The sequence below is a fragment of the Modicisalibacter sp. 'Wilcox' genome (genome assembly GCF_010993675.1).
Taxonomy (GTDB): Bacteria; Pseudomonadota; Gammaproteobacteria; order Pseudomonadales; family Halomonadaceae; genus Modicisalibacter; species Modicisalibacter tunisiensis.
The window spans coordinates 98,700-122,318 of sequence record NZ_WNXF01000013.1; the positions used below are offsets into that span (position 1 = coordinate 98,700).

Annotated in this window: 21 protein-coding genes; 14 read left to right on the forward strand and 7 right to left on the reverse strand. The window is 66.6% G+C overall.

Annotation, left to right across the window (positions count from 1 at the left end):
- The first annotated feature begins 269 nt into the window (after positions 1-269).
- The 6 genes from glyA to purU all read left to right on the forward strand — a co-directional run bounded on the left by glyA (position 270) and on the right by purU (position 8,131).
- Positions 270-1,574, forward strand: a complete 1,305-nt coding sequence (gene glyA, locus G7A98_RS12715) for a serine hydroxymethyltransferase (RefSeq protein WP_163650052.1) — start codon at positions 270-272, stop codon at positions 1,572-1,574.
- A gap of 27 nt (positions 1,575-1,601) precedes the next feature.
- A complete protein-coding gene (locus tag G7A98_RS12720; RefSeq protein ID WP_163650053.1) occupies positions 1,602-2,852 on the forward strand; it encodes a sarcosine oxidase subunit beta family protein in 1,251 nt (416 codons plus the stop codon).
- Positions 2,853-3,032: 180 nt separating this feature from the next.
- The gene (locus G7A98_RS12725) at positions 3,033-3,425 is read left to right on the forward strand and encodes a sarcosine oxidase subunit delta (protein WP_163650054.1); all 393 of its coding nucleotides are present in this window, start codon (positions 3,033-3,035) and stop codon (positions 3,423-3,425) included.
- Positions 3,422-6,472 (forward strand): sarcosine oxidase subunit alpha, encoded by a 3,051-nt coding sequence (locus G7A98_RS12730; RefSeq protein WP_163650055.1) that lies wholly within the window; start codon positions 3,422-3,424, stop codon positions 6,470-6,472. The genes G7A98_RS12725 and G7A98_RS12730 overlap by 4 nt, the downstream gene beginning before the upstream one ends.
- Positions 6,465-7,109 carry a sarcosine oxidase subunit gamma family protein gene (gene soxG, locus G7A98_RS12735; RefSeq protein ID WP_163650056.1) on the forward strand — a complete coding sequence of 215 codons (645 nt, stop codon included), beginning with the start codon at positions 6,465-6,467 and terminating at the stop codon, positions 7,107-7,109. Before G7A98_RS12730 ends, soxG begins: the two co-directional genes overlap by 8 nt.
- Positions 7,110-7,264: 155 nt before the next feature.
- A complete protein-coding gene (purU, locus tag G7A98_RS12740; RefSeq protein WP_163650057.1) occupies positions 7,265-8,131 on the forward strand; it encodes a formyltetrahydrofolate deformylase in 867 nt (288 codons plus the stop codon).
- A 39-nt stretch (positions 8,132-8,170) separates the two neighbouring features.
- Here purU and G7A98_RS12745 read toward each other — a convergent pair whose 3' ends face one another.
- The 5 genes from G7A98_RS12745 to G7A98_RS12765 are packed head-to-tail and all read right to left on the reverse strand — an operon-like array spanning position 8,171 to position 13,710.
- Complete coding sequence (locus G7A98_RS12745) at positions 8,171-9,394, reverse strand: extracellular solute-binding protein (protein ID WP_163650058.1); 1,224 nt, start codon at positions 9,392-9,394, stop codon at positions 8,171-8,173.
- Positions 9,387-10,430, reverse strand: coding sequence for a GTP-binding protein (locus G7A98_RS12750; protein ID WP_163650059.1), 1,044 nt, complete (start codon positions 10,428-10,430; stop codon positions 9,387-9,389). The genes G7A98_RS12745 and G7A98_RS12750 overlap by 8 nt, the downstream gene beginning before the upstream one ends.
- A gap of 22 nt (positions 10,431-10,452) precedes the next feature.
- Positions 10,453-10,755, reverse strand: coding sequence for a hypothetical protein (locus G7A98_RS12755; protein ID WP_163650060.1), 303 nt, complete (start codon positions 10,753-10,755; stop codon positions 10,453-10,455).
- Positions 10,756-10,787: 32 nt separating this feature from the next.
- Complete coding sequence (locus tag G7A98_RS12760) at positions 10,788-12,143, reverse strand: amidase family protein (protein ID WP_163650061.1); 1,356 nt, start codon at positions 12,141-12,143, stop codon at positions 10,788-10,790.
- A gap of 49 nt (positions 12,144-12,192) precedes the next feature.
- Positions 12,193-13,710: an NCS1 family transporter gene (locus tag G7A98_RS12765; RefSeq protein WP_240464748.1), complete on the reverse strand. Its 1,518-nt coding sequence runs from the start codon at positions 13,708-13,710 to the stop codon at positions 12,193-12,195.
- Positions 13,711-14,041: 331 nt separating this feature from the next.
- On the opposite strand from G7A98_RS12765, the gene G7A98_RS12770 reads away from it, so the two are divergent.
- The 5 genes from G7A98_RS12770 to G7A98_RS12790 all read left to right on the forward strand — a co-directional run bounded on the left by G7A98_RS12770 (position 14,042) and on the right by G7A98_RS12790 (position 19,405).
- A complete protein-coding gene (locus tag G7A98_RS12770; RefSeq protein ID WP_205596268.1) occupies positions 14,042-15,100 on the forward strand; it encodes a GntR family transcriptional regulator in 1,059 nt (352 codons plus the stop codon).
- Positions 15,101-15,515: 415 nt separating this feature from the next.
- Positions 15,516-16,397, forward strand: coding sequence for a polysaccharide deacetylase (locus G7A98_RS12775; protein ID WP_163650063.1), 882 nt, complete (start codon positions 15,516-15,518; stop codon positions 16,395-16,397).
- 57 nt (positions 16,398-16,454) lie between these two features.
- Positions 16,455-17,816, forward strand: coding sequence for an MFS transporter (locus tag G7A98_RS12780; RefSeq protein ID WP_163650064.1), 1,362 nt, complete (start codon positions 16,455-16,457; stop codon positions 17,814-17,816).
- A complete protein-coding gene (locus tag G7A98_RS12785; protein ID WP_163650065.1) occupies positions 17,813-18,601 on the forward strand; it encodes an SDR family oxidoreductase in 789 nt (262 codons plus the stop codon). Before G7A98_RS12780 ends, G7A98_RS12785 begins: the two co-directional genes overlap by 4 nt.
- Before the next feature lie 63 nt (positions 18,602-18,664).
- Entirely contained in the window at positions 18,665-19,405 is a 741-nt protein-coding gene (locus G7A98_RS12790; protein WP_163650066.1) for an SDR family NAD(P)-dependent oxidoreductase, read from the forward strand.
- Between the two features lie 250 nt (positions 19,406-19,655).
- On the opposite strand, the gene G7A98_RS12795 is transcribed toward G7A98_RS12790, so the two are convergent.
- Positions 19,656-20,093: a VOC family protein gene (locus G7A98_RS12795; RefSeq protein ID WP_163650067.1), complete on the reverse strand. Its 438-nt coding sequence runs from the start codon at positions 20,091-20,093 to the stop codon at positions 19,656-19,658.
- Between the two features lie 228 nt (positions 20,094-20,321).
- Here G7A98_RS12795 and G7A98_RS12800 point away from each other — a divergent pair, with 228 nt between their 5' ends.
- The 3 genes from G7A98_RS12800 to G7A98_RS12810 are packed head-to-tail and all read left to right on the forward strand — an operon-like array spanning position 20,322 to position 22,722.
- A complete protein-coding gene (locus G7A98_RS12800) occupies positions 20,322-21,074 on the forward strand; it encodes a 5-oxoprolinase subunit PxpA (protein WP_163650068.1) in 753 nt (250 codons plus the stop codon).
- The gene (pxpB, locus tag G7A98_RS12805; RefSeq protein ID WP_163650069.1) at positions 21,071-21,784 is read left to right on the forward strand and encodes a 5-oxoprolinase subunit PxpB; all 714 of its coding nucleotides are present in this window, start codon (positions 21,071-21,073) and stop codon (positions 21,782-21,784) included. The genes G7A98_RS12800 and pxpB overlap by 4 nt, the downstream gene beginning before the upstream one ends.
- Positions 21,781-22,722 carry a biotin-dependent carboxyltransferase family protein gene (locus tag G7A98_RS12810; protein ID WP_163650070.1) on the forward strand — a complete coding sequence of 314 codons (942 nt, stop codon included), beginning with the start codon at positions 21,781-21,783 and terminating at the stop codon, positions 22,720-22,722. Before pxpB ends, G7A98_RS12810 begins: the two co-directional genes overlap by 4 nt.
- A gap of 209 nt (positions 22,723-22,931) precedes the next feature.
- Here the strand turns inward: G7A98_RS12810 and G7A98_RS12815 are convergent, their stop codons facing one another.
- Positions 22,932-23,531 carry a PRC-barrel domain-containing protein gene (locus G7A98_RS12815; RefSeq protein ID WP_224415660.1) on the reverse strand — a complete coding sequence of 200 codons (600 nt, stop codon included), beginning with the start codon at positions 23,529-23,531 and terminating at the stop codon, positions 22,932-22,934.
- Between the last annotated feature and the right edge of the window lie 88 nt (positions 23,532-23,619).

Below are 23,619 nucleotides of genomic sequence, written 5' to 3' on the forward strand. Positions count from 1 at the left end.
CGGCTCATGCGGGCCAGGGCGTATCGGCGCCGGTCCGGCGTCGACGGCCGGCCGCGCCCGTGGGCGGATGCCGGCGCGGCTGGGATATTCAGCAAGCCTGTCGCATTTATTCAATCCTTGACGGGGCGGCTCCCCTTTAATCGAGACATGGATCGGCGACGCCGGACGGCGGTTATCCGGGCATAAGGATTTCAAATTTTTACCGCCCGCCGGTTGCCGATAGATTCAAGAAGACGTCTGACCACCACCACAACAATGAGGAGTCCGTCATGAACCAGGTCGGTCTTGCCGCTTTCGATTCCCAGGTCGCCGCCGCCATCGCCGATGAAGTGGCGCGTCAGGAAGCCCACATCGAGCTGATCGCGTCCGAGAACTACGCCAGCCGGGCCGTAATGGAGGCCCAGGGCACGCAGCTGACCAACAAGTATGCCGAGGGCTATCCGGGCCGTCGCTACTACGGCGGCTGCGAGCATGTCGATGTGGTCGAGCAGCTGGCCATCGACCGTGCCTGCGACCTGTTCGGCGCCGACTACGCCAACGTGCAGCCGCACTCCGGCGCCCAGGCCAACGCGGCGGCGTTCATGGCACTGGTCAAGCCGGGCGACACCGTGCTGGGCATGAGCCTGGCCCATGGCGGGCACTTGACCCACGGCGCCGCGCCCAACTTCTCCGGCAAGCACTATCACGCCGTGCAGTACGGCCTGAACCCGGAAACCGGCGAGATCGACTACGACGAGGTCGAGCGCCTGGCGCGCAGCCACAAGCCCAAGATGATCATCGCCGGCTTCTCGGCCTACGCGCGGGTGGTGGACTGGCGGCGCTTCCGCTCCATCGCCGACGAGGTGGGGGCCTGGCTGATGGTCGACATGGCCCACGTCGCCGGCCTGGTCGCCGCCGGTCTCTACCCGAGCCCGCTGCCCCATGCCCACGTGGTGACCACCACCACCCACAAGACGCTGCGCGGCCCGCGTGGCGGCCTGATCCTGTCCGCCAACGCCGACGAGACACTGGTCAAGAAGCTCAACGCGGCGGTCTTCCCCGGGCAGCAGGGCGGCCCGCTGATGCACGTGATCGCCGCCAAGGCGGTGGCCTTCAAGGAGGCGATGAGCCAGGCGTTCGTCCAGTACCAGCAGCGGGTGCTCGACAACGCCCGCGCCATGGCCGCGGTGTTCCTCGAGCGCGGCTACGACGTGGTCTCGGGCGGTACCGACGACCATCTGTTCCTGGTGTCGCTGATCAAGCAGGGCGTCACCGGCAAGGACGCCGATGCGGCGCTGGGTCGGGCCCACATCACCGTCAACAAGAATGCCGTGCCCAACGACCCGGAAAGCCCGTTCGTGACATCCGGCCTGCGCATCGGCACCCCGGCGGTGACCAGCCGCGGCTTCGACGAGTCGGAGTGCGCCGAGCTGGCCGACTGGATCTGCGACATCCTCGACGTGCTGGCCGAGCGCGGCAACACCCAGGCCGTGGAAGCCGAGGTGCGCGACAAGGTCGCCGCCGTGTGCGCGCGCCACCCGGTCTACGAGGCGCCGGTCGCCGCGGCGTCGCGCGAGACCGAGTCGGCTCTCTAACCGCCTTCACCAGCAGGAGTAGAATCCATGCAACGCTATTCGGGTTTCGGGCTGGTCAAGCACGCGCTCAGCCATCACGAGAACTGGCAGCGCCAGTGGCGCAATCCCACGCCCAAGAAGGAATACGACGTGATCATCGTCGGTGGCGGCGGGCACGGCCTGGCGACCGCCTACTACCTGGCCAAGGAGCACGGCATCACCAATGTCGCGGTGATCGAGAAGGGCTGGCTGGGCGGCGGCAACACCGCGCGCAACACCACCATCGTGCGCTCCAACTACCTGTGGGACGAGTCCGCGGCGCTCTACGAGCATGCCATGAAGCTGTGGGAAGGGCTCTCCCAGGACATCAACTACAACGTGATGTTCTCGCAGCGCGGGGTGCTCAACCTCGGCCACACCCTGCAGGACATGCGCGACATCCAGCGCCGGGTCAACGCCAACCGCCTCAACGGCATCGACAGCGAGGTGCTGGATGCCAGGGGCGTGCAGGAACTGGTGCCGATCATGGACTGCTCGAAGAACGCCCGCTATCCGGTGATGGGGGCCTCCTGGCAGCCGCGCGCCGGGGTGGCGCGTCACGATGCGGTGGCCTGGGGCTATGCCCGCGGTGCCGACAGCCTCGGAGTCGACCTGCTGCAGAACACCGAGGTCACCGGCTTCAAGATCCTCGACGGCCGCGTGGTCGGCGTGCACACCAACCGCGGTGATATCGGCGCCAAGACCGTGGGCTGCGTCACCGCCGGCAACTCCGGGGTGATGGCGAAGATGGCCGGCTTCCAGCTGCCGCTGGAATCGCACCCGCTGCAGGCGCTGGTCTCCGAGCCGCTCAAGCCGATTCTCGACACCGTGGTGATGTCCAATCACGTCCACGGCTACATCAGCCAGTCCGACAAGGGTGACCTGGTGATCGGCGCCGGCATCGACGGCTACAACGGCTACGGCCAGCGCGGCAGCTACCCGACCGTCGAGCACACCCTGCAGGCGATCGTCGAGATGTTCCCGATGTTCTCGCGGGTGCGCATGAACCGCCAGTGGGGCGGCATCGTCGACACCTGCCCGGACGCCTGCCCGATCCTCTCGCGCACGCCGGTCAAGGGGCTCTACTTCAACTGCGGCTGGGGCACCGGCGGCTTCAAGGCCACGCCCGGCTCCGGGCACGTGTTCGCCTGGTCGCTGGCCAAGGGCCAGATGCACAAGCTGGCCGCGCCGTTTTCCATCGATCGGTTCCGGACCGGCGCACTGATCGACGAGCATGGTGCCGCCGGCGTCGCCCACTAAGTTCTGCGAGCTGCGCCGCGCGATGGCGTCGTTGTCCGCCTCTTCGGAGTCCTCATGTACGGCCTCGAACACTCCGGCTCCTCAATCGGCGGACGCCTGGCCCTCACCCGGCTCGCTGGCGCAGAACACCCTGGTACGTTCATTCGGCTGCATTGAAGTCGAGTGAGGGAGGAAAACAAGATGTTTCATATCTACTGCCCCTACTGCGAGGAGCACCGCGAGGAAGAGGAGTTCCATCCCAAGGGCCAGGCGCACATCGCCCGCCCGGCGGACCCGGACGCCTGCTCGGACGCCGAGTGGGGCGACTACCTGTTCTTCCGTGACAACCCGCGCGGCATCCACCACGAGCTGTGGGTGCATGCGGTGGGCTGCCGCAAGTTCTTCAACATCACCCGCCATACGGTGACCTACGCCATCCTCGAGACCTACAGGATGGGCGAGCAGCCGACGATCACCGCCGAAAGCCTGGCGAGTGGAGAGAAAGCCGGCAACGTGCAGGCCGCCAGCGGCGGCCAGCAGACCGTGGGCGCCAGCGACGCCGCCGTGGCCTCAGTCAAGGGAGCGCAGGCATGAGCCAGTCATCATCACAGCCCAACCGTCTGGCGCAGGGCGGTCGGGTCGACCGCACGCGCAAGCTGACCTTCACCTTCAACGGCAAGCGCTATACCGGCCATCCCGGCGACACCCTGGCCTCGGCGCTGCTCGCCAACGGGGTCGACGTGGTCAACCGCAGCTTCAAGTACTCGCGGCCGCGCGGCATCGTCGCCGCCGGCGCCGAGGAACCCAACGCCGTGGTCCAGCTGGGCGCCTCCGAGGCTGCCCAGGTGCCCAACGTGCGCGCCACCCAGCAGGCGCTCTACGACGGCCTGGAGGCGCGCAGCACCAACGGCTGGCCCAACGTCCAGCGCGACCTGATGGGCTCGGTCGGCAAGCTGGGCGGCTCCTTCATGCCGCCGGGCTTCTACTACAAGACCTTCATGGCCCCGGCCTCGATGTGGATGACCTACGAGAAATACATCCGCAAGTCGGCCGGGCTGGGGCGCAGCCCCGTCGAGTCCGACCCGGACATCTACGATCACCTGAACCAGCACTGCGATGTGCTGGTGATCGGCGCCGGCCCCGCCGGGCTGTCGGCGGCGCTGGCCGCGGCCTACAGCGGCGCGCGGGTGATCCTGTGCGACGAGCAGGAGACGATGGGCGGCTCGCTGCTCGACAGCCGCGAGACCCTCGACGACGCTGAGGCCACCCGCTGGGCGGATGCCGTGATCGACGAGCTGGCCTCGCTGGACAACGTCACATTGCTGGCTCGCACCACCGCCAACGGCTATCACGACCACAACTTCGTGACGCTGCACGAGCGGCGCACCGAGCACCTCGCCGATGTCGCGCCGCGCGTCGACGGCCGCCGCCAGTCGCGCTCGCGCCTGCATCGGGTGCGTGCCGCCCAGGTGGTGCTGGCCACCGGCGCCCACGAGCGGCCGCTGGTCTACGCCAACAACGATGTGCCGGGCAACCTGCTGGCCGGCGCGGTGTCGACCTACATTCGCCGCTACGGCGTGGCGCCGGGGCAGAAGCTGGTGCTCTCCACCAGCAACGATCACGGCTACCGTGCCGCGCTCGACTGGCACGAGGCCGGCCGCGAGGTGGTGGCGATCGCCGATGCCCGTGACAACCCCGACGGCGAGTGGGTCGAGCAGGCCCGCGCCGCCGGCATCCGTATCATCACCGGCAGCGCGGTGATCGAGGCCAAGGGCGACAAGCGCGTCAGCGGCGCCCGCGTGGCGCGCATCGACATCGACGGCTTCCGCGTCGCCGGCAAGGCCGAGGAGCTGGCCTGCGACACCATTGCCAGCTCCGGCGGCTACAGCCCGGTGGTCCACCTCTCCTCGCACACCGGCACGCGGCCCGTGTGGCGCGACGACATCCTCGGCTTCGTGCCCGGCGACGTAACGGGCCTGACCCCGGCGGGCGGGGCCCACGGCGTCTACGCGCTGGACGCGGTGCTCGAGGACGGCGTCGCCGCCGGCAACCGCGCCGCCGAGGCGGGCGGCTTCCCCGCGGCCTCGGTCAACCTGCCGCGGGCGAGTGCCCATCGCGAGTCGCCGGCCGTGGCGCTCTACCAGGTGCCCCACGAGAAGCCCACGCTGCGTGCGCCCAAGCAGTTCGTCGACCTGCAGAACGACGTCACCGCCGCCGGCATCGACGTCGCCACCCGCGAGGGCTTCGAGTCGATCGAGCACGTCAAGCGCTACACCGCCATGGGCTTCGGCACCGACCAGGGCAAGCTGGGCAACATCAACGGCATGGCGATCGCCGCGCGCTGCCTCGGCCAGACCATCCCCGAGACCGGCACCACGGTGTTCCGTCCCAACTACACGCCGGTGACCTTCGGCGCCATCGTCGGTCGCCACTGCCGCGAGCTGTTCGATCCCGAGCGCTACACCGCGCTGCATCAGTGGCACGTCGAGCACGGCGCCGAGTTCGAGGACGTCGGCCAGTGGAAGCGCCCGTGGTACTTCCCGCGTACGGTCAACGGCAAGAAGGAGAGCATGCACGAGGCGGTGGCCCGCGAGTGCCTGGCGGTTCGCCAGGGCGTGGGCATCCTCGACGCCTCGACACTGGGCAAGATCGACATCCAGGGGCCGGATGCCCGCGAGTTCCTGGGCCGCATCTACACCAACAAGTGGGCCAAGCTGGCCCCGGGTCGCGTCCGCTACGGCCTGATGTGCAAGGACGACGGCATGCTGATGGACGACGGCACCACCAGCTGCCTGGGCGACAACCACTTCCTGATGACCACCACCACCGGCGGCGCCGCGGGCGTGCTGGAGTGGCTGGAGATCTGGCACCAGACCGAGTGGCCGGAACTCGAGGTCTACTTCAACTCGGTGACCGACCATTGGGCGACCATGACCGTCACCGGTCCCGAGGCGCGCCAGCTGCTGGCCGAGATCACCGACATCGATCTCGACAAGGAAGCCTTCAAGTTCATGGACTGGAAGGAAGGCAACGTGGCCGGTGTGCCGGCGCGGGTCTTCCGCATCTCGTTCACCGGCGAGCTGGCCTTCGAGATCAACGTCCAGGCCAACTACGCCATGCACGTCTGGAAGACGCTGTTCGAGCACGGCGAGAAGTACGACCTGACGCCCTACGGCACCGAGACCATGCACGTGCTGCGCGCCGAGAAGGGGCTGATCATCGTCGGCCAGGACACCGACGGCTCGGTGACGCCGGAGGACCTGGGCATGTACTGGGCGATCGGCTACGACAAGCCGTTCCCGTGGATCGGCAAGCGCGCCCTGAGCCGCCCCGACACCCGGCGCGTCGACCGCAAGCAGCTGGTCGGCCTGCGTCCGCATGATCCCGGGGTGGTGCTGGAAGAGGGCGCGCAGATCGTCTTCGACCCCGAGCAGTCGATCCCCATGACCATGGTCGGCCACGTCACCTCCAGCTACTACAGCCCGGTACTCGACAGCGGTTTTGCCCTGGCGGTGGTCAAGGGAGGCCACCATCGCATGGGCGAGACCGTCTACCTGCCGATGGTCGACGGCAAGGTGCATGCCGCCGAGATCGTCAGCACCGTCTTCTATGATCCCAAGGGAGAGCGCCAGCATGTCTGATGTGCGTATGTTCGACAGCCGCCCGGCCACCGCCGTCGACGCCGAGTCGCCGCTGGCCGTCAGCAACCTGGCCGAGCGCGCCCGGCGCTCGGCCGCCGACCCCGGCGTGACACTGCGCGAGCGCGCCTTCCTGGGCCACCTGATCCTGCGCGGCGGGGCCATCGTCCTCGACGAGGCGGTGCGCGAGGTGCTGGGTGTCAGCCTGCCGGCACGCCCCGGCGCGCTGGTCCACGATGCCGACGGCGAGCGCTCGATCCAGTGGCTGTCGCCGGACGAGTGGCTCCTCATCGTCCCCGAAGGCGAGGCGTACACGCTGGAGAAGCGCCTTCGCGATGCCCTGGGCGATGCCCACTTCGCCATCGTCGACGTCAGCGGCGGGCAGACGCTCGTCGAGCTCTCCGGGCCCAGGGCCCGCGAGGTGCTGATGAAGTCCACGCCCTATGACGTCCACCCGCGGCACTTCCCGGCCGGCAAGGGGGTGACCACGACCTTCGCCAAGGCCACCGCCATCCTGCGGCGGCCGGACGAGGAGCGCTGGGAGCTGGTCCTGCGCCGCAGCTTCGCCGACTACTGCTACCGCTGGCTGGTGGATGCCGGCGAGGAGTACGGCCTGGCGGTCGAGGAATCCGGTCGCTGACGCACCAGCCCGCCAGGCAGCACCTCGAGAGGGCGCCGCGGCGCCCTCTCGTGCTTTCGACGAATCGACGGGTCGACGGATCGTCGATGACGCGACGGCCGCCGTCGGCGTATCGTCGCAAGATGGGCCACCAACAACCACAAGCAGGAGGCGCCATGAGCCGCACCCCCGATACCTGGATCCTTGCCGCCCAGTGCCCCAGCCGGCTGGGCACCGTGGATGTGGTCACGCGCTTTCTCAAGGAACAGCGCTGCTACATCACCGAGCTGCAATCCTTCGACGAGCGCCTGGGCGAGCGTTTCTTCATCCGTGCCGAATTCCGTCCCGAGCATGCCGGCTTCGACGCCGGGGCCTTCGAGGCGGCCTTTGCGCCGCGGGCCGCCGAATTCGACATGACCTTCGAACTCACCGCGCCGGGTACCCGGCCGCGCACGGTGATTCTGGTCTCCAGGGCCGATCACTGCCTCAACGACCTGCTGTATCGCTACCGCATCGGCCAGCTGCCGATCGACATCCGCGCGGTGGTCTCCAACCATCCCGATCTCGAGCCGCTGGCCGCCTGGCACGACCTGCCGTACCACCACTTCCCGGTCAGCCCCGAGACCAAGCCGCAGCAGGAGGCGCAGATCCGCGCGGTGATCGAGGAGACCGGCGCCGAACTGGTGATCCTCGCCCGCTACATGCAGGTGCTCTCGCCCGAGATGTGCGAGCTGCTCAGCGGCCGGGCGATCAACATTCACCACTCGCTGCTGCCCGGCTTCAAGGGGGCGAGGCCCTACCACCAGGCCTACGAGAAGGGCGTCAAGCTGGTCGGCGCCACCGCCCACTACATCAACAACGACCTCGACGAGGGGCCGATCATCACCCAGGACGTCGCGTCGGTCGATCACACCCACTATCCGGAAGACCTGGTCGCCAAGGGTCGCGACATCGAGTGCCTGACGCTGGCGCGGGCGATCGACTATCACATCGAGCGACGGGTATTCCTGCACCAGGGGCGCACGGTGGTGTTTGCGCGCTGATCACTCTATGAGGTCGGAGAAAATCCCCATGTGGCTCATTTAGGCTGACATGAAGTCGTTCCAGCGCCGGACTAGGTAGTTATGCTCGTCCATTACTGTATTCCACACGGCGATTCGGCTCATGCGTGTCAGATAGTCTCCGCCATCGCGGACCTCGCCCCGGTGAATCAGTCGACTGGCGCCCGAAGGGTCGGCAAGGTCCTCGGCGGCGGGTTGACCGGCGTACCAGTAGTCCCATTCGGCGGGCGACAGGTGGGGGCGGGTCAGCTCCGGGGTGGAAATGTAGTAGCCCTGGCGGGCCATGACGGCGCCGGGCCACCCGGAAATCCACCAGTTGAGATAGTCATAGGCGGCATCCAGCGTGCGGCCCTTGGCGTGGCGCGAGATCGACATGCCGCCGTACCAGGCGCGATAGCCTTCCATGGGCGAGGCCATGCGCACCTTGATATGGCGCTTCTTGAGGTCGGTCATGGCCGGCGACCATAGGCTCTCGATGCCGACCCGACCGCGCACCATGTCGGAGGAAGCCTGGTCCTGATTGCTCCAGAACGCCCGGAAGTGCTGTTGGCGTTTGAGCATGATCAGGCAGTCGATGAGGTTGTCGATCTCTGCCACGCTGAGGTTGCCCAGATCCCTGAAGTCGACCAGGCCCGCCGCCTTGGCGGCCAGCGCCGCGTCGATCGCGCCGATGGCGCTGTCGTTCTGCAGGCTGACCATCCCGCGCCAGCGCTTGTCGAGCAGCCAGGCCCAGCTTTCCTGATCGCGACTCAGTCCGTCCGGCAGCATGTCCAGGCGGTAGCCGAAGCTGTCGACGTTATGACTGACCGGCAGCATGGTGATGTGGCCGCTGGGGCGAGCACCGCAGCTGCCATCGGGCTGGATATAGAGACGATCGACCGGGTTGCTGCCGGCGCCCAGCGGCGCGTGTGGCGTCAGGCGCCCGGTCTTCGGCAGGGCGTTGATCTGGTCCCAGTTGTCGATGCGCGCGATGTCGATGGGCTGGATGGCGTTGGCCGGCCACACGAAATCCACGTTGTGAAACCACTGGTCGTAGATATCGAAGCTGTCCGGGGCCAGCACGCCGGCCCGTTGCGCGGCGACGCCGTCGAGCACGTCGAACGTCAGCCGAATGCCCAGGTCGGCCCGCGCTTGCCGGCGAATGCTTTCCAGCAGCGTGACCGAGGTGCCCAGCACGCGCAGGGTGACCGGGCCGCGTTGAACGTAAGGTCCGCCCGAATCGGGTGAGGGGACGGTGTTAGACATGGGAGATCCTGGGGCAAGGGTGGTCGCTCACGGCGCTCATGAAGGCATCCAACGAGTCTGCCACGCGGCTGGCCGCGATACCACGCGTGATGAAGATGAGCTCCGACCGGCGGTCGTCGTCGGGCCAGGCCTCGACGTGCTCGGGGGGATGAATGGTGTGCTGTACACCGTGGAGGATGACCGGCCGGGGGTCGTCCCTGACGTGCAGGACTCCCTTGACCCGCATGATGTCGTTGCCGTGACGATTGAGGAGCATCGATAGCCACAAGCCGAAGCAGGTCCAGTCCAGCTCGCTGTCGAAGGCCAGGCGGAAGGCGCTGACATCGCCCAGATGGCTTTGCGTCTCGGGGCTGGCCGATTCGCGCCAGGGGCCGAGCCAAGTCCTGACCCGGGCGCGAGTGAAACGCTCGAGATGGGGGCCACTAGCGAACAGCGCATCGCTAGGCTGGTCCAGGGCCTCGCGGCCCAAGCGTTGTGCGGCGGGGTTGATGGTATCCAGCAGGTCATGGATGTGGTCGATGCGGGGCGTGTCGACCAGGTCGCTCTTGCTGATGACCAACTTGTCGGCCACCGCGACCTGCGCTTCCCATACGGGGTGGTGCCGGCGGCTGTCGATGGCGTTGACGGCATCGACCAGCGTGAGGTTGGTCCCCGGGCGAAGATGGTGGCGCAACACGGGGTCGGCGGTAATGGTGGAGGCGATCGGGCCGGGATCCGCCAGGCCGGTGGTTTCCAGCACGATGCGCCGAAAGGCGGGAATCTCACCGTTCTGCCGCCGTGACAACAGGCGTCGCAGGGCGTCCGACAGTTCGCCGCGAATCGTGCAGCAGACGCAACCGCTGGAGAGCAGCACGGCATCCTCGGCGATCTCGCCGAGCAGCCGGTCGTCGAGGCCCACGTCGCCGAACTCGTTGATCAGTACGGCGCTGTCGCCGAAGGCCTCGCTGGCCAGTACCGACTTCAGCAGGGTGGTCTTGCCGCTGCCCAGAAAGCCCGAAATCACATGCACCGGTAGCAACGCAGTCGTGTCCGTCATCGAGAGTCTCCTCGCCGGGGCGTCAGCCTAGGGATGCCAGGAATGCCGCATCCAGGGGGTCGAGTTCGCGGCCACTCAGTTGCTCAGCCTGGCGCCAGACGCCGCCGAGGTCCTCGACCATCTCCCGCTTGCCGGTGGCGGTGGCTAGCACGAAGCTCGATGCCTGGAAGTCCTCGATCGCCAGGCGCTGCGGGCCGAGTACGCGATTGATCAACCTGGCCCGGTAGGCGCGAGCCCGGCGACGTTCGTGGTGGGCCTGCTCCGGGGCTTCGACATGCGTGCTCCAGTGATTGTCGCCGCCGAGGGCGCCACAAAGTCCGCACATGGGATCTCCTTGAACGTGGAAACGTGACCGGGTTACGGGCTGGCGCTCAGACATGCGTCGGCCGCCAGGGCCGCCCGCAAGAGCGCCTCGTCCTCGCCGCGGGGTGCGCTGAGCTGGATGCTGGTGTATTGGCCCTGCGCGTCGAGTCCGCTCGGCAGCGCGATCGCAGGGGAGTCCAGCAGGCTGGCCACCATGCTGAGTCGCAGCGTGGCCAGGTTGACCTCGGCAAACCGCTCGGGGTCCGCCTCCAGTGGCGCCAGCGCGGGGGCGACGTGCGCCACGGTCGGGGTGAGCAGAATCGCTCCCGCCAGTTCCCGGTGAAGGCGGGCCTGGAGCGCCCGGCGCTGACGATACAGCGTCACGACGCTATCCGGTGTCATGCTTCGCGCGGCCAGCAGTCGCTGTCGCACGCGGGGGTCCATGCGCTCGGCTTCCTCGCGCGCGAGTAGATCCCGGTACTCGGTATAGGCTTCCGCGGCGCCCAGCCAGCCGTGACGCTGGATGAGATCCAGGGTGTCGCCGACGCTGGCGATGGGCCGCCTGATCACGTGGTAGCCGGCCCGGGCGAGTCGCTCGGCGCTGTCTTCCAGGTTTTGCCGCACGCCTGGCTCGAGGCGTTCGTCGTTGAGGCAGGTCGTGTCTAGCACGATCACCGTCTGCGCGGGGTCCGCCGGTTCTCGCGTCTCGACGGCTTGGCCGCGCAGGAGGTCGTCGATGGCCAGGCAGTCCGGCAGCGACGTCGCGATTGCCCCGATGGTGTCGAGACTCGCGGCGAGGGGCGTGACACCGCGCCGGTCGTGACGGGCACGGGAGGGACGGTAGGACACCAGGCCGTTGAAGGCGGCGGGAACGCGCAGTGAGCCCGCGGTATCGGTACCGATGGCGGCCGGGACGATACCCTGGGCCACGGCGACCGCCGAACCCGAGCTCGAACCGCCGGGCACCCGGGGCTCCGACCCAACCGGCGTATGGTGAGGAGTGCCGTAATGCGGGTTCAGGCCCAGGCCGGAGTACGCCAGTTCGGTCAGGTTGGTCTTGCCGAGACACACCAGACCGCCTCCCGTGGCATGGCGGACCGCCGTGGCGTCGTGAGCGGCGGGCGTCCTGGCGAGCACCCGGCTACCGGCGGTGGTCAGGGTGCCGGTGATATCGAACAGGTCCTTCCAGGCCAGCGGGACCCCGTCGAGAGGGCTCAGCGGGATGCCGAGCCGCCGGCGGTGGGCGGCCGCCTCGGCTTCCGCCAGGGCGCGATCCAGTGTCAACGAGATGAACACCGCGTCGCTGGCCCTGGCCCTCTTCAGACAGTGCTGCGTCAACGTCACCGGGTCGATGTCGCCGGCCTGGAGGGCCTGGCCGATGGCCAGCGCAGTGCGGGGAAGAGAATCCATGAGTTGTCTCCCGGTTGAGCGGGCGTCACCCGGTAACGCCCGCCGATGCTCAGCGATCCTCGCGCTTCAGCGCCGAGGCAGGAATGTCGTCGGTACTCAGGCGCTCGAAACGCCCCAGCTCGGTATAGACCCAGTTGCGCCCCACGGACGTCGCCAGAAAGCGGTCATCGAAATCGGAGACCAGTTCCTGCTGGGGGTAGCGGCGCAGGATCCAGCCCTTCATCAGTACCAGATACACCACGAGCGCGGTGACGAAGCCGACGGCGTAGGCGTATTCCAGAAATACCAGCGCCATGACGCCGCCCGCCACCCAGGCGATGATGCCGGCGGGGTTGAAGCCGTTGGCAAAGCGGAACTGACCCTCGGTGTCGAAGAGCGCGGGCACGTTGAGGCGCCGGCGCCGCAGGAGGTAATAGTCCGCCACCATGATGCCGCCGACGGCCGAGAGGATGGCACCGTAGTAACTCAGAAAGGTGAACAGATGATCGAGGATCAGCCAGGGCATGGCGGCGGTACCGATCACCCCGGCGATGACCAGGGCGACCGGGTAGCTGATCCGCGGCGCCCCGGCGTTGACGAAGGTGAGCGCGGCGGGGATCAGGTTGGCGGCGTTGTTGGTGGACCACTGGGCGAGGATCACCATCAGCAGCAGCGCGATCAGGGTCAGGCCGCCGCCCTGGCCCTGGATCACCGTGACCGGGTTCCAGTCGCCCGCGGCGATGAAGGAGACTCCGCCGATCAGGGCGATCCAGGCTTGCGTGGCGGGCAGCGCCAGGAACTGAGCGACGAACACGTTGCGGTTGCGGGTGAAGAAATTGCGCTCACCGCCGGGGGTGCGCAGAAAGCGCGTCAGATTGGGGATGTCCACCGCCAGCGCCGACCAGAAAGCCATGTTGGCGAAGAACAGCCCTAGCGCGGCGATATTCTGGTCGCCGACGAAAGTCCAGATATTGATGCCCTGGGTCTTGGCCAGCACGTCGAGGGTGAAATACATCCACACCGAGATGGCCACGATGCAGGGCGCCGCGATGGAAGCCAGCAGCTCCACGGCGCGAATGCCGAGCGCGGTGTTGGCGATCTGCACGACGGCAAACAGCGTGTACCACAGTGCCCAGTTATCGAATCCCCAGAGGTATTCGACGATCCCGTTGAGGGCCAGCGCGCCGAGGTAGGTCTGCACGCCGAACCAGATGGCGGCGACGATGCCTCGTGATACCGCGGGCAGGTGAGTGCCCTTGATCCCGAAGGGGGCGCGCAGGTAGACGGCGAAGGAGAGGCCATGCTCTGTGCCGATATCCGCCGTGAGGCTCATGACGACGCCGAGCACCAGGTTGGCGAAGAAGATGATGGCGACAACGTGAAGTAGCGGCAGGCCGGCGACGCCGCCGGCGCCGAGCTGGAAGGTGGCGATGATCACGGCCATGCCGATCCACAGCCAGATGAAGCCGAAGAAACCGATGGTGCGCTGGTTGAGCCAGACCGGCAGGATGGCGGCTTCGAGCAGATGTTGCCGGGCGCCGCCTTCGGCGGTGCTGCGGCTGTCGGGATTGCGTTGTGAATGGGCCACTGCAGCGTTCCTCGATGTGTTGTGTGTTTGTTGTAGGCCGGCACCCGTCGACGACAAGCCGCCGCGTGTGTCGCGCAGTAATTGCAGTATGAATACAAAGATCATTTTATGCCAAGGGGTGGGAAGGATGTTTTGCTCGAAGATCTTTTCGTGTGCCGCCAATAGGCTTGATTTCGGTGAATTTTTTGTAGGGTCGTGGATTCATGATGCGATAAAAATGACTATAAGTCTCATGGGTCATTATTCTTGGCCTCGAAAGGCCTGGGGGGAAGTGTCAAAATAGGCCGGCGCCCGTGATGGGGCGTTTCGCGCCGAACGTGCCGAGCCGGCCGTGCGCGAGGAACGAGTCGATGACGTCAGGGAGGAGTGGGTGCTGGCCACTGCAGACAGTTCGAACAAGCGGCAGGAGGGGCGTGCGCCGCGGTATGTCATGATCCAGGAGACGTTGCGCGAGGCCATCCAGGCGCGGCGCCTGCCGTCCAATCAAATTCTGCTCGAGGGGCCCATCGCCCGGCTTTTTGGCACCAGTCGCGGTCCCGTGCGCAAGGCGCTTGAGCTGTTACACCAGCAGGGACTGATCAGTCGTTTCGAGGGGCGGGGCTTTCTGGCGACGTCGGCCCCGGCTTCGGTGGAGCCGGTACGTACCCCGCTGACGCCCGGCATGCTGGGGCTGGGGGGTGGCGAGCAGCCCGCCGTGGATACCCGCTCGGCCGCCGATCGCATTTACCCCCAGATCGAGGAGGCCGTGGCGACCTGCCTGGCCTTCGGCCATTTTCGCATCATCGAGACCGTGTTGAGTGAACATCACGGGGTCAGTCGTACCGTGGCCAGGGAGGTGCTGGGTCGGTTGCGCAATCAGCGGCTGATCGAAAAGGATCGCCATTCGCACTGGCTGGCCGGCCCGCTGACGGCCCAGGCCGTGGCCGAGGACTATGAGATTCGCGTGTTGCTGGAACCGGCGGCGCTCAAGGTCTCCGGGCCCCTGCTGGATCGCGCCGAGCTGGAGGCGATGCGGGAGGCGGTTCAGCGCCTGATCGACCATCCGGAGCGCCAGAGCGCGGCTGCCATCACTCGGCTGGAGCAGGATTTGCATCAGCGCTGTCTGCGGCTGTATCCCAATCGCAAGGCTCGCGAGATGATCGGCCAGAGCCAGTTGCCCGTCATCGTCAATCGCATCTTCTTCCAGACGCTGGGCGTGCCGCCGGACGAGCCGCTGCTGATGGAACACAAGCTGGTCCTCGATCATCTGCTGTTCGGCGCCTTCGACGCGGCGGCTTCCAGTCTGCAGTCGCATCTTCAGGCGGCGGCCGAGCGTTCCCGTCGTCGGCTGAAAGTGCTATCGGTCTTCCCCGAGCCCAACCTGCCCCCCTACCTGCTCAAGATCACCTGAGCCTTTCCCTGCTTTTCCGTTTCTCTCCTATGCGTCCCTGAGCGGCGGGGCGTCACATCGGTGTCGCCTGTCGCAAGTATTAAAATGACCTTTGTATTCATTTTCTAGGAAATGACTTTCCGTCGAGCGAATTGATACTGCCTGTTCCTGGTCGAGATGGAGCGAAAGATCTCTTTTCTGTCGTTTTTTTGATATTTAGCCCGTTTTTCGGCTAATAATCCTGCCTTATCTAGTTTTTTCAGCATTTTTATCTAACAGGAAAGGTCTTCCGGGCAAGAAAAGCGAAGAGATGTGCGATAGGGCTGTCTTGACAAGAATGACCTATGTATCCAATCTTCAATAAGTCGGCGGCCCGATGGCTGTCGTCGCCTATACCAGCACACCCCCTCCAAGACTCAACAACGAGGTGTTCAAGATGGCCAAGAAAGAGGTCCTCTGCGCGTTTGGCGTCGACGTCGATGCCGTTGCCGGTTGGCTCGGTTCTTATGGTGGCGAGGATTCGCCCGACGATATCTCCCGCGGCCTGTTCGCCGGTGAAGTCGGTGCGCCGCGTCTGCTCAAGCTGTTCGAGCGCTATGGCCTCAAGACGACCTGGTTCATCCCCGGTCACAGCATCGAGACCTTCCCCGAGCAGATGAAGGCCGTCGTCGATGCCGGGCACGAGGTCGGTGTCCATGGCTATAGCCACGAAAACCCCATCGCCATGACCCGTGAACAGGAACGTGACGTGCTCGATTACAACATCGAGCTGGTCACCAACCTGTCCGGCAAGCGACCCACCGGTTACGTCGCTCCCTGGTGGGAGTTCAGTCCGGTGACCAACGAGCTCCTGCTCGAGCGTGGCATCAAGTACGACCACAGCCTGATGCACGACGATTTCCACCCCTACTACGTACGCGTCGGTGATTCCTGGACCAAGATCGATTACTCCAAGCCCGCCAAGGAGTGGATGAAGCCGCTGGTTCGGGGACAGGAAACCGACTTGATCGAGATTCCCGCCAACTGGTATCTCGACGATCTGCCGCCGATGATGTTCATCAAAAAATCCCCCAACAGCCACGGTTTCGTCAGCCCCCGGCAGCTTGGCGAGATGTGGCAGGACCAGTTCGACTGGGTCTACCGCGAGAACGACTACGCGGTCTTCACCATGACCATCCATCCCGACGTGTCGGGGCGCCCCCAGGTGCTCATGATGCTCGAGCGTCTCATCGAGCACATGCAGAGCCACGAGGGCGTGCGTTTCTGCACGTTCGACGAGATCGCCGACGATTTCGCCAAGCGCAACCCGAGGAAGTAACCCCGTAATCACTTCCGAATCACCACACAACGACAATCGAAAAAGAGGGTGACGTCGATGACCGAGCCAACCTCGAGTATTTCTTCCCCAGGGCGTCGCGACAGTGCCGACGAGCCCTGGAATAGAGTCATCACCAAGAAACAGATCGGCTATGCCTCGCTGGTCTGCTTCATTGCCTGGGTGGCGTCGGTCTACGACTACACCCTGTTCGGCACCTTGCTGCCCGTCATCGCCGACGATTTCGGCTGGAGTCCGGCCAAGGCCACGGCGGTCAACACTTGGGCGACCATCGGGGTGTTTTTCGTGTCTCTCGTAGTCGGCACCATGCTCGACCACTTCGGGCGCAAGAAGACGTTGATCCTGCTGGTCATCGGCGGAGCGGTCAGTTCCGGGCTGTCGGGGGTCGCCATCGGGGCGGCCTCGCTGGTCATCATCCGGGCCTTTTCCGGCTTCGCGGTTTCCGAAGAGGTGGTCAATGCCGTCTACCTCAACGAGATCTACAAGAAGGCCAAGGGGCGCGGCTTCATGTACAGCCTGGTACAGAGCGGCTGGCCGGTCGGTGCCTTGTGCGCGGCGGGGATGACCTCGTTGCTGCTGCCTGTGGTGGGTTGGCGCGGCAGTTTCTTCGTCGCCGCCTGCGTGTCGATCATCGTCATCGTGATGGCGCTGAAACTGCCGGAGTCGCCGGTATTCGCGGCGATGAAGGAAGTCGAGCGCCGGCGCAAGTCCGGCGATGCCGAGGGGGCGGCGCAGCTGGCCGCCGAGCACGATGTGGCGGTCAATACCGGCAATAATCTGGGCCTGAAAGGCGTGCTGGCGCCGGAGTTGCGTCGTCATACCATCTCCCTGTCGCTGGTCTGGCTGTTCAGCTGGATGGCGATCCAGGTCTTCGCCGTGCTGGGCACGACGGTCCTGGTCGAGGCCAAGGGCGTGAGTTTCGAGAACTCGCTGTATGTGTTGATCCTGGCCAACGCGGTGGGCTTCGTGGGCTATCTGACCCACGGCTGGGTGGGTGATCGCATCGGGCGGCGCAATACGGTGCTCATGGGCTTCCTGCTCGGCGGCGTGGCCAGTCTGTTGATGCTGCTGGGCCCGGCCAGCGACGGTTTCGTCTATCTGATGTATGCCATCACGCTGTTCTTCCTGCTGGGGCCCTTCGCCGCCATTCTCTTCTACATGGGTGAGTCCTTTCCGGCCCATGTTCGCGGTACCGGGGCCAACGTGGCGCACGTGATGGCGCCGGTGGGGGCCATCGTGGGCTCGGGGCTGGTATCCCTGCTGTTGACGCTGGGTGTCACCATGACCTGGGCGGCCATCCTCGCCGGTTCTCTGCCGTTGCTCCTGAGTGGCCTGCTGATGTTTGGCACCCGTCACGTGGACCATCGTCAGCATGACGCGATCGAGGAGGCCGTGGCATGAATGCACTGAGACGAGATGACGGCCTGGCGGGCAAGGTCGCGATCATTTCCGGCGCGGCCAGCGGGATCGGCCAGGCCCTGGCGGTCAGCTACGCCCGGGCCGGCGTCAACGTGGTCGCAGGCTACTATCCGGGCGATCCCCACGATGTGGCGGAAACCGTCGCGGCGGTGAGGGACGCGGGCGGGGAGTGCCTGCCCGTGGTGCTGGATGTGCGTGACGGCGAACAGTGCGATGCCTTCGCGCGGGCGGCCATCGACCACTTCGGCCGCCTGGATATCGCCGTGGCCGGTGCCGGCATCCTGCGTCAGGCATCGCTCGAGGAGCTCTCGGACGCGGCATGGGACGACATGCTGTCGGTGGACCTGACCGGAGTGATGCGCGTCTTTCGCGGAGCATCCCGGATGATGACCGGGCCCGGCGCGATGGTCGCCATCTCCTCGATCGCGGGCGGCGTCTATGGCTGGGACGATCACGCCCACTACGCGGCGGCCAAGAGTGGCCTGCTGGGGCTGGTGAGGTCGCTGGCGGTGGAACTAGCGCCCCGCGGGATACGCGTCAATACCTTGATCCCCGGCCTGATCGAGACCCCGCAATCGCTCGATCCGGTGAACTCGCTGGGGCCCGATGGCCTGGCCGCCGCCGGCGACATGATCCCGGCGGGTCGGGTGGGGCGCGCGGAGGAGGTCGCGCGCACGGTGCGCTTTCTGACGAGCGACGATGCGTCCTACGTGACGGGGCAGCAACTGATCGTCGATGGCGGTCTGACCGTGCGCTGGCCGAGCTGATCGCCTGACAAGGGAGGCGAGGCCGGCGTCTCGTCTCCCGTTCTCAAGAGACGGGGTATTCTCATGACACAAAAACTCCAGGGCCAGGTCGCCCTCGTGGTGGGGGGCGCCAGTGGTATCGGCCGCGCCATCGTCGAGTGCTTCCAGGCCGAAGGCGCCACGGTAGCCGTGGCCGATTTCAATCTCGAGGCCTGTCGCCAATGGGCGCCCGAGCTGGATTCACGTATCACCCTGCACGCGGTGGATGTGGCCGACGAGGCCTCGGTGCAGGCCATGGTCGATGATGTCCTGAAGGCCCATCAGAACATCGACGTGCTGGTCAATTGTGCCGGAATTCTAGACGAAACCCCTTTGCTGGAGATGTCCACCGAGACCTTCGATCGCATGGTCGGCATCAATCTGCGGGGCGTCTTCCTGGTCAGCCGTCAGGTCGCGCCGCACATGGTTGAGCGCAAGCGTGGCCGGATCATCAACATTGCCTCGCAGTTGGCGCTGAAGGGCGGGGTTGGGCTGGCCCACTACTGCTCGGCAAAAGCGGGCGTGCTGGGGCTGACCAAGGCCATGGCCCACGAACTGGCGCCCTTCGGAGTGCTGACTAATGCCATCGCCCCCGGCCCGATCCTGACGCCGATGCTACAAGGTCTTAGTCCTCAATGGATTGCTGACAAGGAGGCCGAGCTGCCTCTGGGCCGCTTTGGTATGGCCAAGGAGGTAGCGCCAACAGCATTGATGTTGGCCTCTTCACCGGACGGAAACCTCTACGTTGGCCAAACTCTTGGGCCCAATAGTGGTGATGTAATGTAGGTGTAGTGGCCGGATAAACAGCCTGCCTATAGATCACAACTAGCAGGCACCCGGGCCAGCCCCTCGCGCCAGCGGCGCTGGCCTGGGTGCCTGCTCATGGCAAAGTCAATGCGTGTGCATCCAGCATCGCGCAAAGGTTCGAGCCCAGTGTCAGGCCAGCTCGACGTAGTTGCCGTGGCCTCCGCAGGGTATGGAGGGCTTTGTTGCTCATTCGCTGACAAGCAAGCTTCAATGTGGCTGAAGCCTCGGTTCACTCCTTCCTGAACAACTGGCCGTCGCGGTCCTTGAAGGCCTTGAACTCCAGGGCGTTGCCCGAGGGATCGTAGAAGAACATGGTGGCCTGCTCGCCGGGCTCGCCCTGGAAGCGCACATAGGGCTCGATCTCGAATTCGATGCCATGGGCGCGCAGCTTGTCGGCCAGCGTCTGCCAGGCGTCCATCTCCAGCACGATGCCGAAGTGCGGCACCGGCACGCCGTGGCCGTCGACCGGGTTCTTGTGGCTGTTCTCGCGGGCATCCTGCATGGCCGGATTGAGGTGGCAGACGAACTGGTGTCCGTAGAGATCGAAGTCGACCCAGCGCTCCGAGGAACGGCCCTCGGGGCAGCCCAGGAACTCGCCGTAGAACTGGCGGGCTTCATCGATGTCGCGGACTTGAACGGCCAGGTGGAACGGGTCGCTGACGGGCATGGCTGACTCCTCTGTCGCAAGGGTTCGGGAAGGAATGACTGGAATTCTTCCCTCGGCCGTTCCGTGGCGTCAACGATTTTTGTCCTGTCCGCGGGAATGAAAAATTTCCTCGATACTCGGCATCACGAAAAACGATTGGACCCGGCCATGCCGGGATTTCTACAGTGGAAGGCCCGGCATGGCCGGCCCCGGCCGGTCGCCAAGACAACAATCACGTGAGGACATCGCATGCCCGTCCCGCTACTCAACTGCGACATGGGGGAGAGCTTCGGCAACTGGACGATGGGGCTCGACGAGGAGGTCATGCCCTATGTGGACTGCGCCAACATTGCCTGCGGCTTCCATGCCTCCGACCCCGACATCATGCGGCGTACCGTGGCCCTGGCGGTGGCCAGCGGCGTGCGCATCGGCGCGCACCCCGCCTATCCCGACCTGCAGGGGTTCGGCCGCCGTTCGCTGGCCTGCTCGCCCGAGGAGGTCGAGGCGATGCTGCTCTACCAGATCGGGGCGCTGGACGGCATCTGTCGCGCCGAGGGCGGCCGGGTCGCCTACGTCAAGCCCCACGGCGCGCTCTACAACGACATGGCCCGCGACCCCGAGCTGCTGCGCGGCGTGATGCGCGCGGTCCGCGCCTACGACCCGGCACTGCCGCTGCTGGTGATGGCCACGGCCGATCCCGCCCCGACCCGCGCGCTGGCCGAGGAGATGGGGGTCACGCTGTGGTTCGAGGCCTTCGCCGACCGTGCCTACGACGCCAACGGCCATCTGGTCTCGCGGCGTCGCCCCGGCGCCGTGCACCACGACCCGGACGTGATCGTCGCCCAGGCGGTGACCCTGGCCCGTGGCGAGCCGTTGACCGCCGAGGACGGCAGCCAGTTGCGACTCAACGCCGACACCCTGTGTGTGCACGGCGACAACGCCGAGTCGATCGCCGCGGTTCGCGCCATCCGCGAGGCCTTCCAGGCGCTGGAGAGCGCATGACGCCACGGCTCGAGACGGTGGGCATGGACAGCCTGATCGTGCGGCTCTTCGAGGCCATCGACGAAGCCAACATGCCCTGGCTGACCGCCGCCGACGCCGCACTGCGCGAGGCCTTCGGCCCGGCGCTGATCGATCTGGTGCCGTCCTACACCACGCTGCTGGTGCACTACGATGTCGCCGCGCTGACCCCGGCCGAGGCCCGGGAACGCATCCGCACGGCGCTGGCCGATCTGGCTCCGGCATCGGCGGAGCAGGGCCGCCGACACGTGATCCCGGTCTGGTACGACGAGAGCGTGGGGCCCGAGCTGACGCGTATCGCCGAGCGGCTGGGCATCAGCATGGCGGAGGTGATCGAGCGCCACTGCGCCCGGGACTATGGCGTCTTCGCGCTGGGCTTCGCCCCCGGCTACGGCTTCATGGGGCTGGTCGAGGAGGCGCTGGCCACGCCGCGACTGAAGACGCCGCGCCAGAAGGTCGCCGCCGGCAGCGTGGGTATCGCCGATCGGCAGACCGCCGTCTATCCGCTGCGCTCCCCGGGCGGCTGGAATATTCTCGGGCGCACCGCCGTGACGCTGTTCGACCGTGATCGTGAAGGCTACAGCCTGCTGCGCCCCGGCGACCGGGTGCGCTTCGAGGCCATCGATCGCGAGACCTTCGTCGCCCAGGGGGGCGACCCGACCCCCCTGGAGGAACGGGAGGAAAACCCATGACCGCCGCGACAACAGCGGGGCTGCGGGTCGAGCGGGCCGGCCCCCAGGCGCTGATCCAGGACGCCGGCCGCTTCGGCGTGCGCCACCTGGGCGTGACCCAGGGCGGGGCGCTGGACTGGATCTCGCTGGGTTGGGCCAACTGGCTGCTGGGCAACCCGCCCGAGACGCCGGGACTGGAAATCGCCATCGGCGACCTGGAGCTGCGCATCGAGGCGTCCGCCAGGCTGGCGCTGGCCGGCGCCGACCTGGGGGCGACGCTGGACGGGCGCCCGCTGGCGAACAACACCAGTTTCGCCGTCGAGGCGGGCCAGCGGCTGGCCTTCGCGGCCCCGGTGCGCGGGCTGCGCGCCTACCTGGCGGTGCCGGGCGGCATCGATGCCGAGCCGGTGCTGGGCAGCGTCGCCACGGTGACCCGCGAGGGGCTGGGCGGCCTGGATGGCCACGGCCGGGCGCTCGCCGCGGGCGACATCCTGGGCTGGCAGGGGCAGGGCGGCGCCGATCGCGTGCTGCCCGGCGACGTGGTGCTGCCGTCCGAGGCCGGGACGACCCTGGCACTGGTGCCCGGCGCGCAGATCGCCCACTTCAGCGGCGACAGCGTGTTCGCCGCCTTCAACCGCGAGTGGCGGGTGGACGACCGTGCCGATCGCATGGGCGTGCGCCTGCTCGGCCCCGAACTGCACTGTCGGCTGTCGGGGATGATTTCCGAGGGGATCCCGCTGGGCGCCGTCCAGGTGCCGGCGGACGGCCAGCCCATCGTGCTGCTCAACGACCGTCAGACCATCGGCGGCTATCCGCGGCTGGGGGCGCTGACCCCGCTGGCCTGCGCCCGGCTGGCCCAGCTGGCGCCGGGCGAGTCGCTGCGGCTGACGCCGACCACGCCCGCACAGGCACGCCGGGCCCATCTGGCCCAATGGGCACGCTGGCATGCCGACGACTGAGCGGCGGCAGTGCGCTCAATGCGAGAACGAGAGCTATGCGGTGATGCGGGCAGCGCGTCTCCCAGGGTGTGCGGGTCACTCACTGCAGGCGCGCGCCCGCCTGGCGCGGCCGTGCCGTCATGACGGTCCGGCCACGAAAAGGCCCGGTCGAGGACCGGGCCGATACGTGTCAGCTAGCAGCCTGCCGCCAGCGGCAGGTCGGCGAGCGCTTACTGCGTCTTGTCGCCGTCCATGCTGTCGGCGGTGTCCTGGGCGGCCTGCTGGGTCTTCTCGCCGGCCGTGTCGAGCGCCTGTCCGGCGTTGGTCAGCGCCGAGGCGGTGGCGGCCTTGGTGCTCTGCCAGGCGCTCTGGGCGGACTGCTTGGTGTTCTCCCAGGCGTTGGCGGTAGTCTGCTTGGTCTTGCTCCACCAGTCGTTGGTGTATTCGGGCTGCTGGGTGATCTCCTTCTCGGTCATGTCGACGTGGACCTTGTAGGCGATGTTCTCGAGGTCATCGCCGTTGACGGTCTCGACGGTGAAGTGCCCGGTCTCGATCACGTATTGCTTGGAGCCGAGATCGAGCAGGTTGCCGGTATCGATCACCAGGGCGCGAACCTTCATGTTGTCGTCGAGCAGCACATCCTCGACATCACCGATGTCCTCGGACGGGTTGCTCTTGCTGTAGACGTCGGCATCGGTCAGCTCGTCGGCGGAATACAGGCCCTGCGGGGCGGCCATGGCGCTGGTGCCCAGGCTCAGGCCTCCGGCGGCGATCAGGGCGGCAAGAAGGGCTTTACCAGCGGGCTGGGTAAAAGTCGGGCGCATATCCATGTGTCGCTCCTTGTGCAAAATCCGTTTCTGTGGGGTCACCTCATTCCCGAGGTGGCGAGCGGGCCGGTGCTCGGTGTGGCGACCGGAG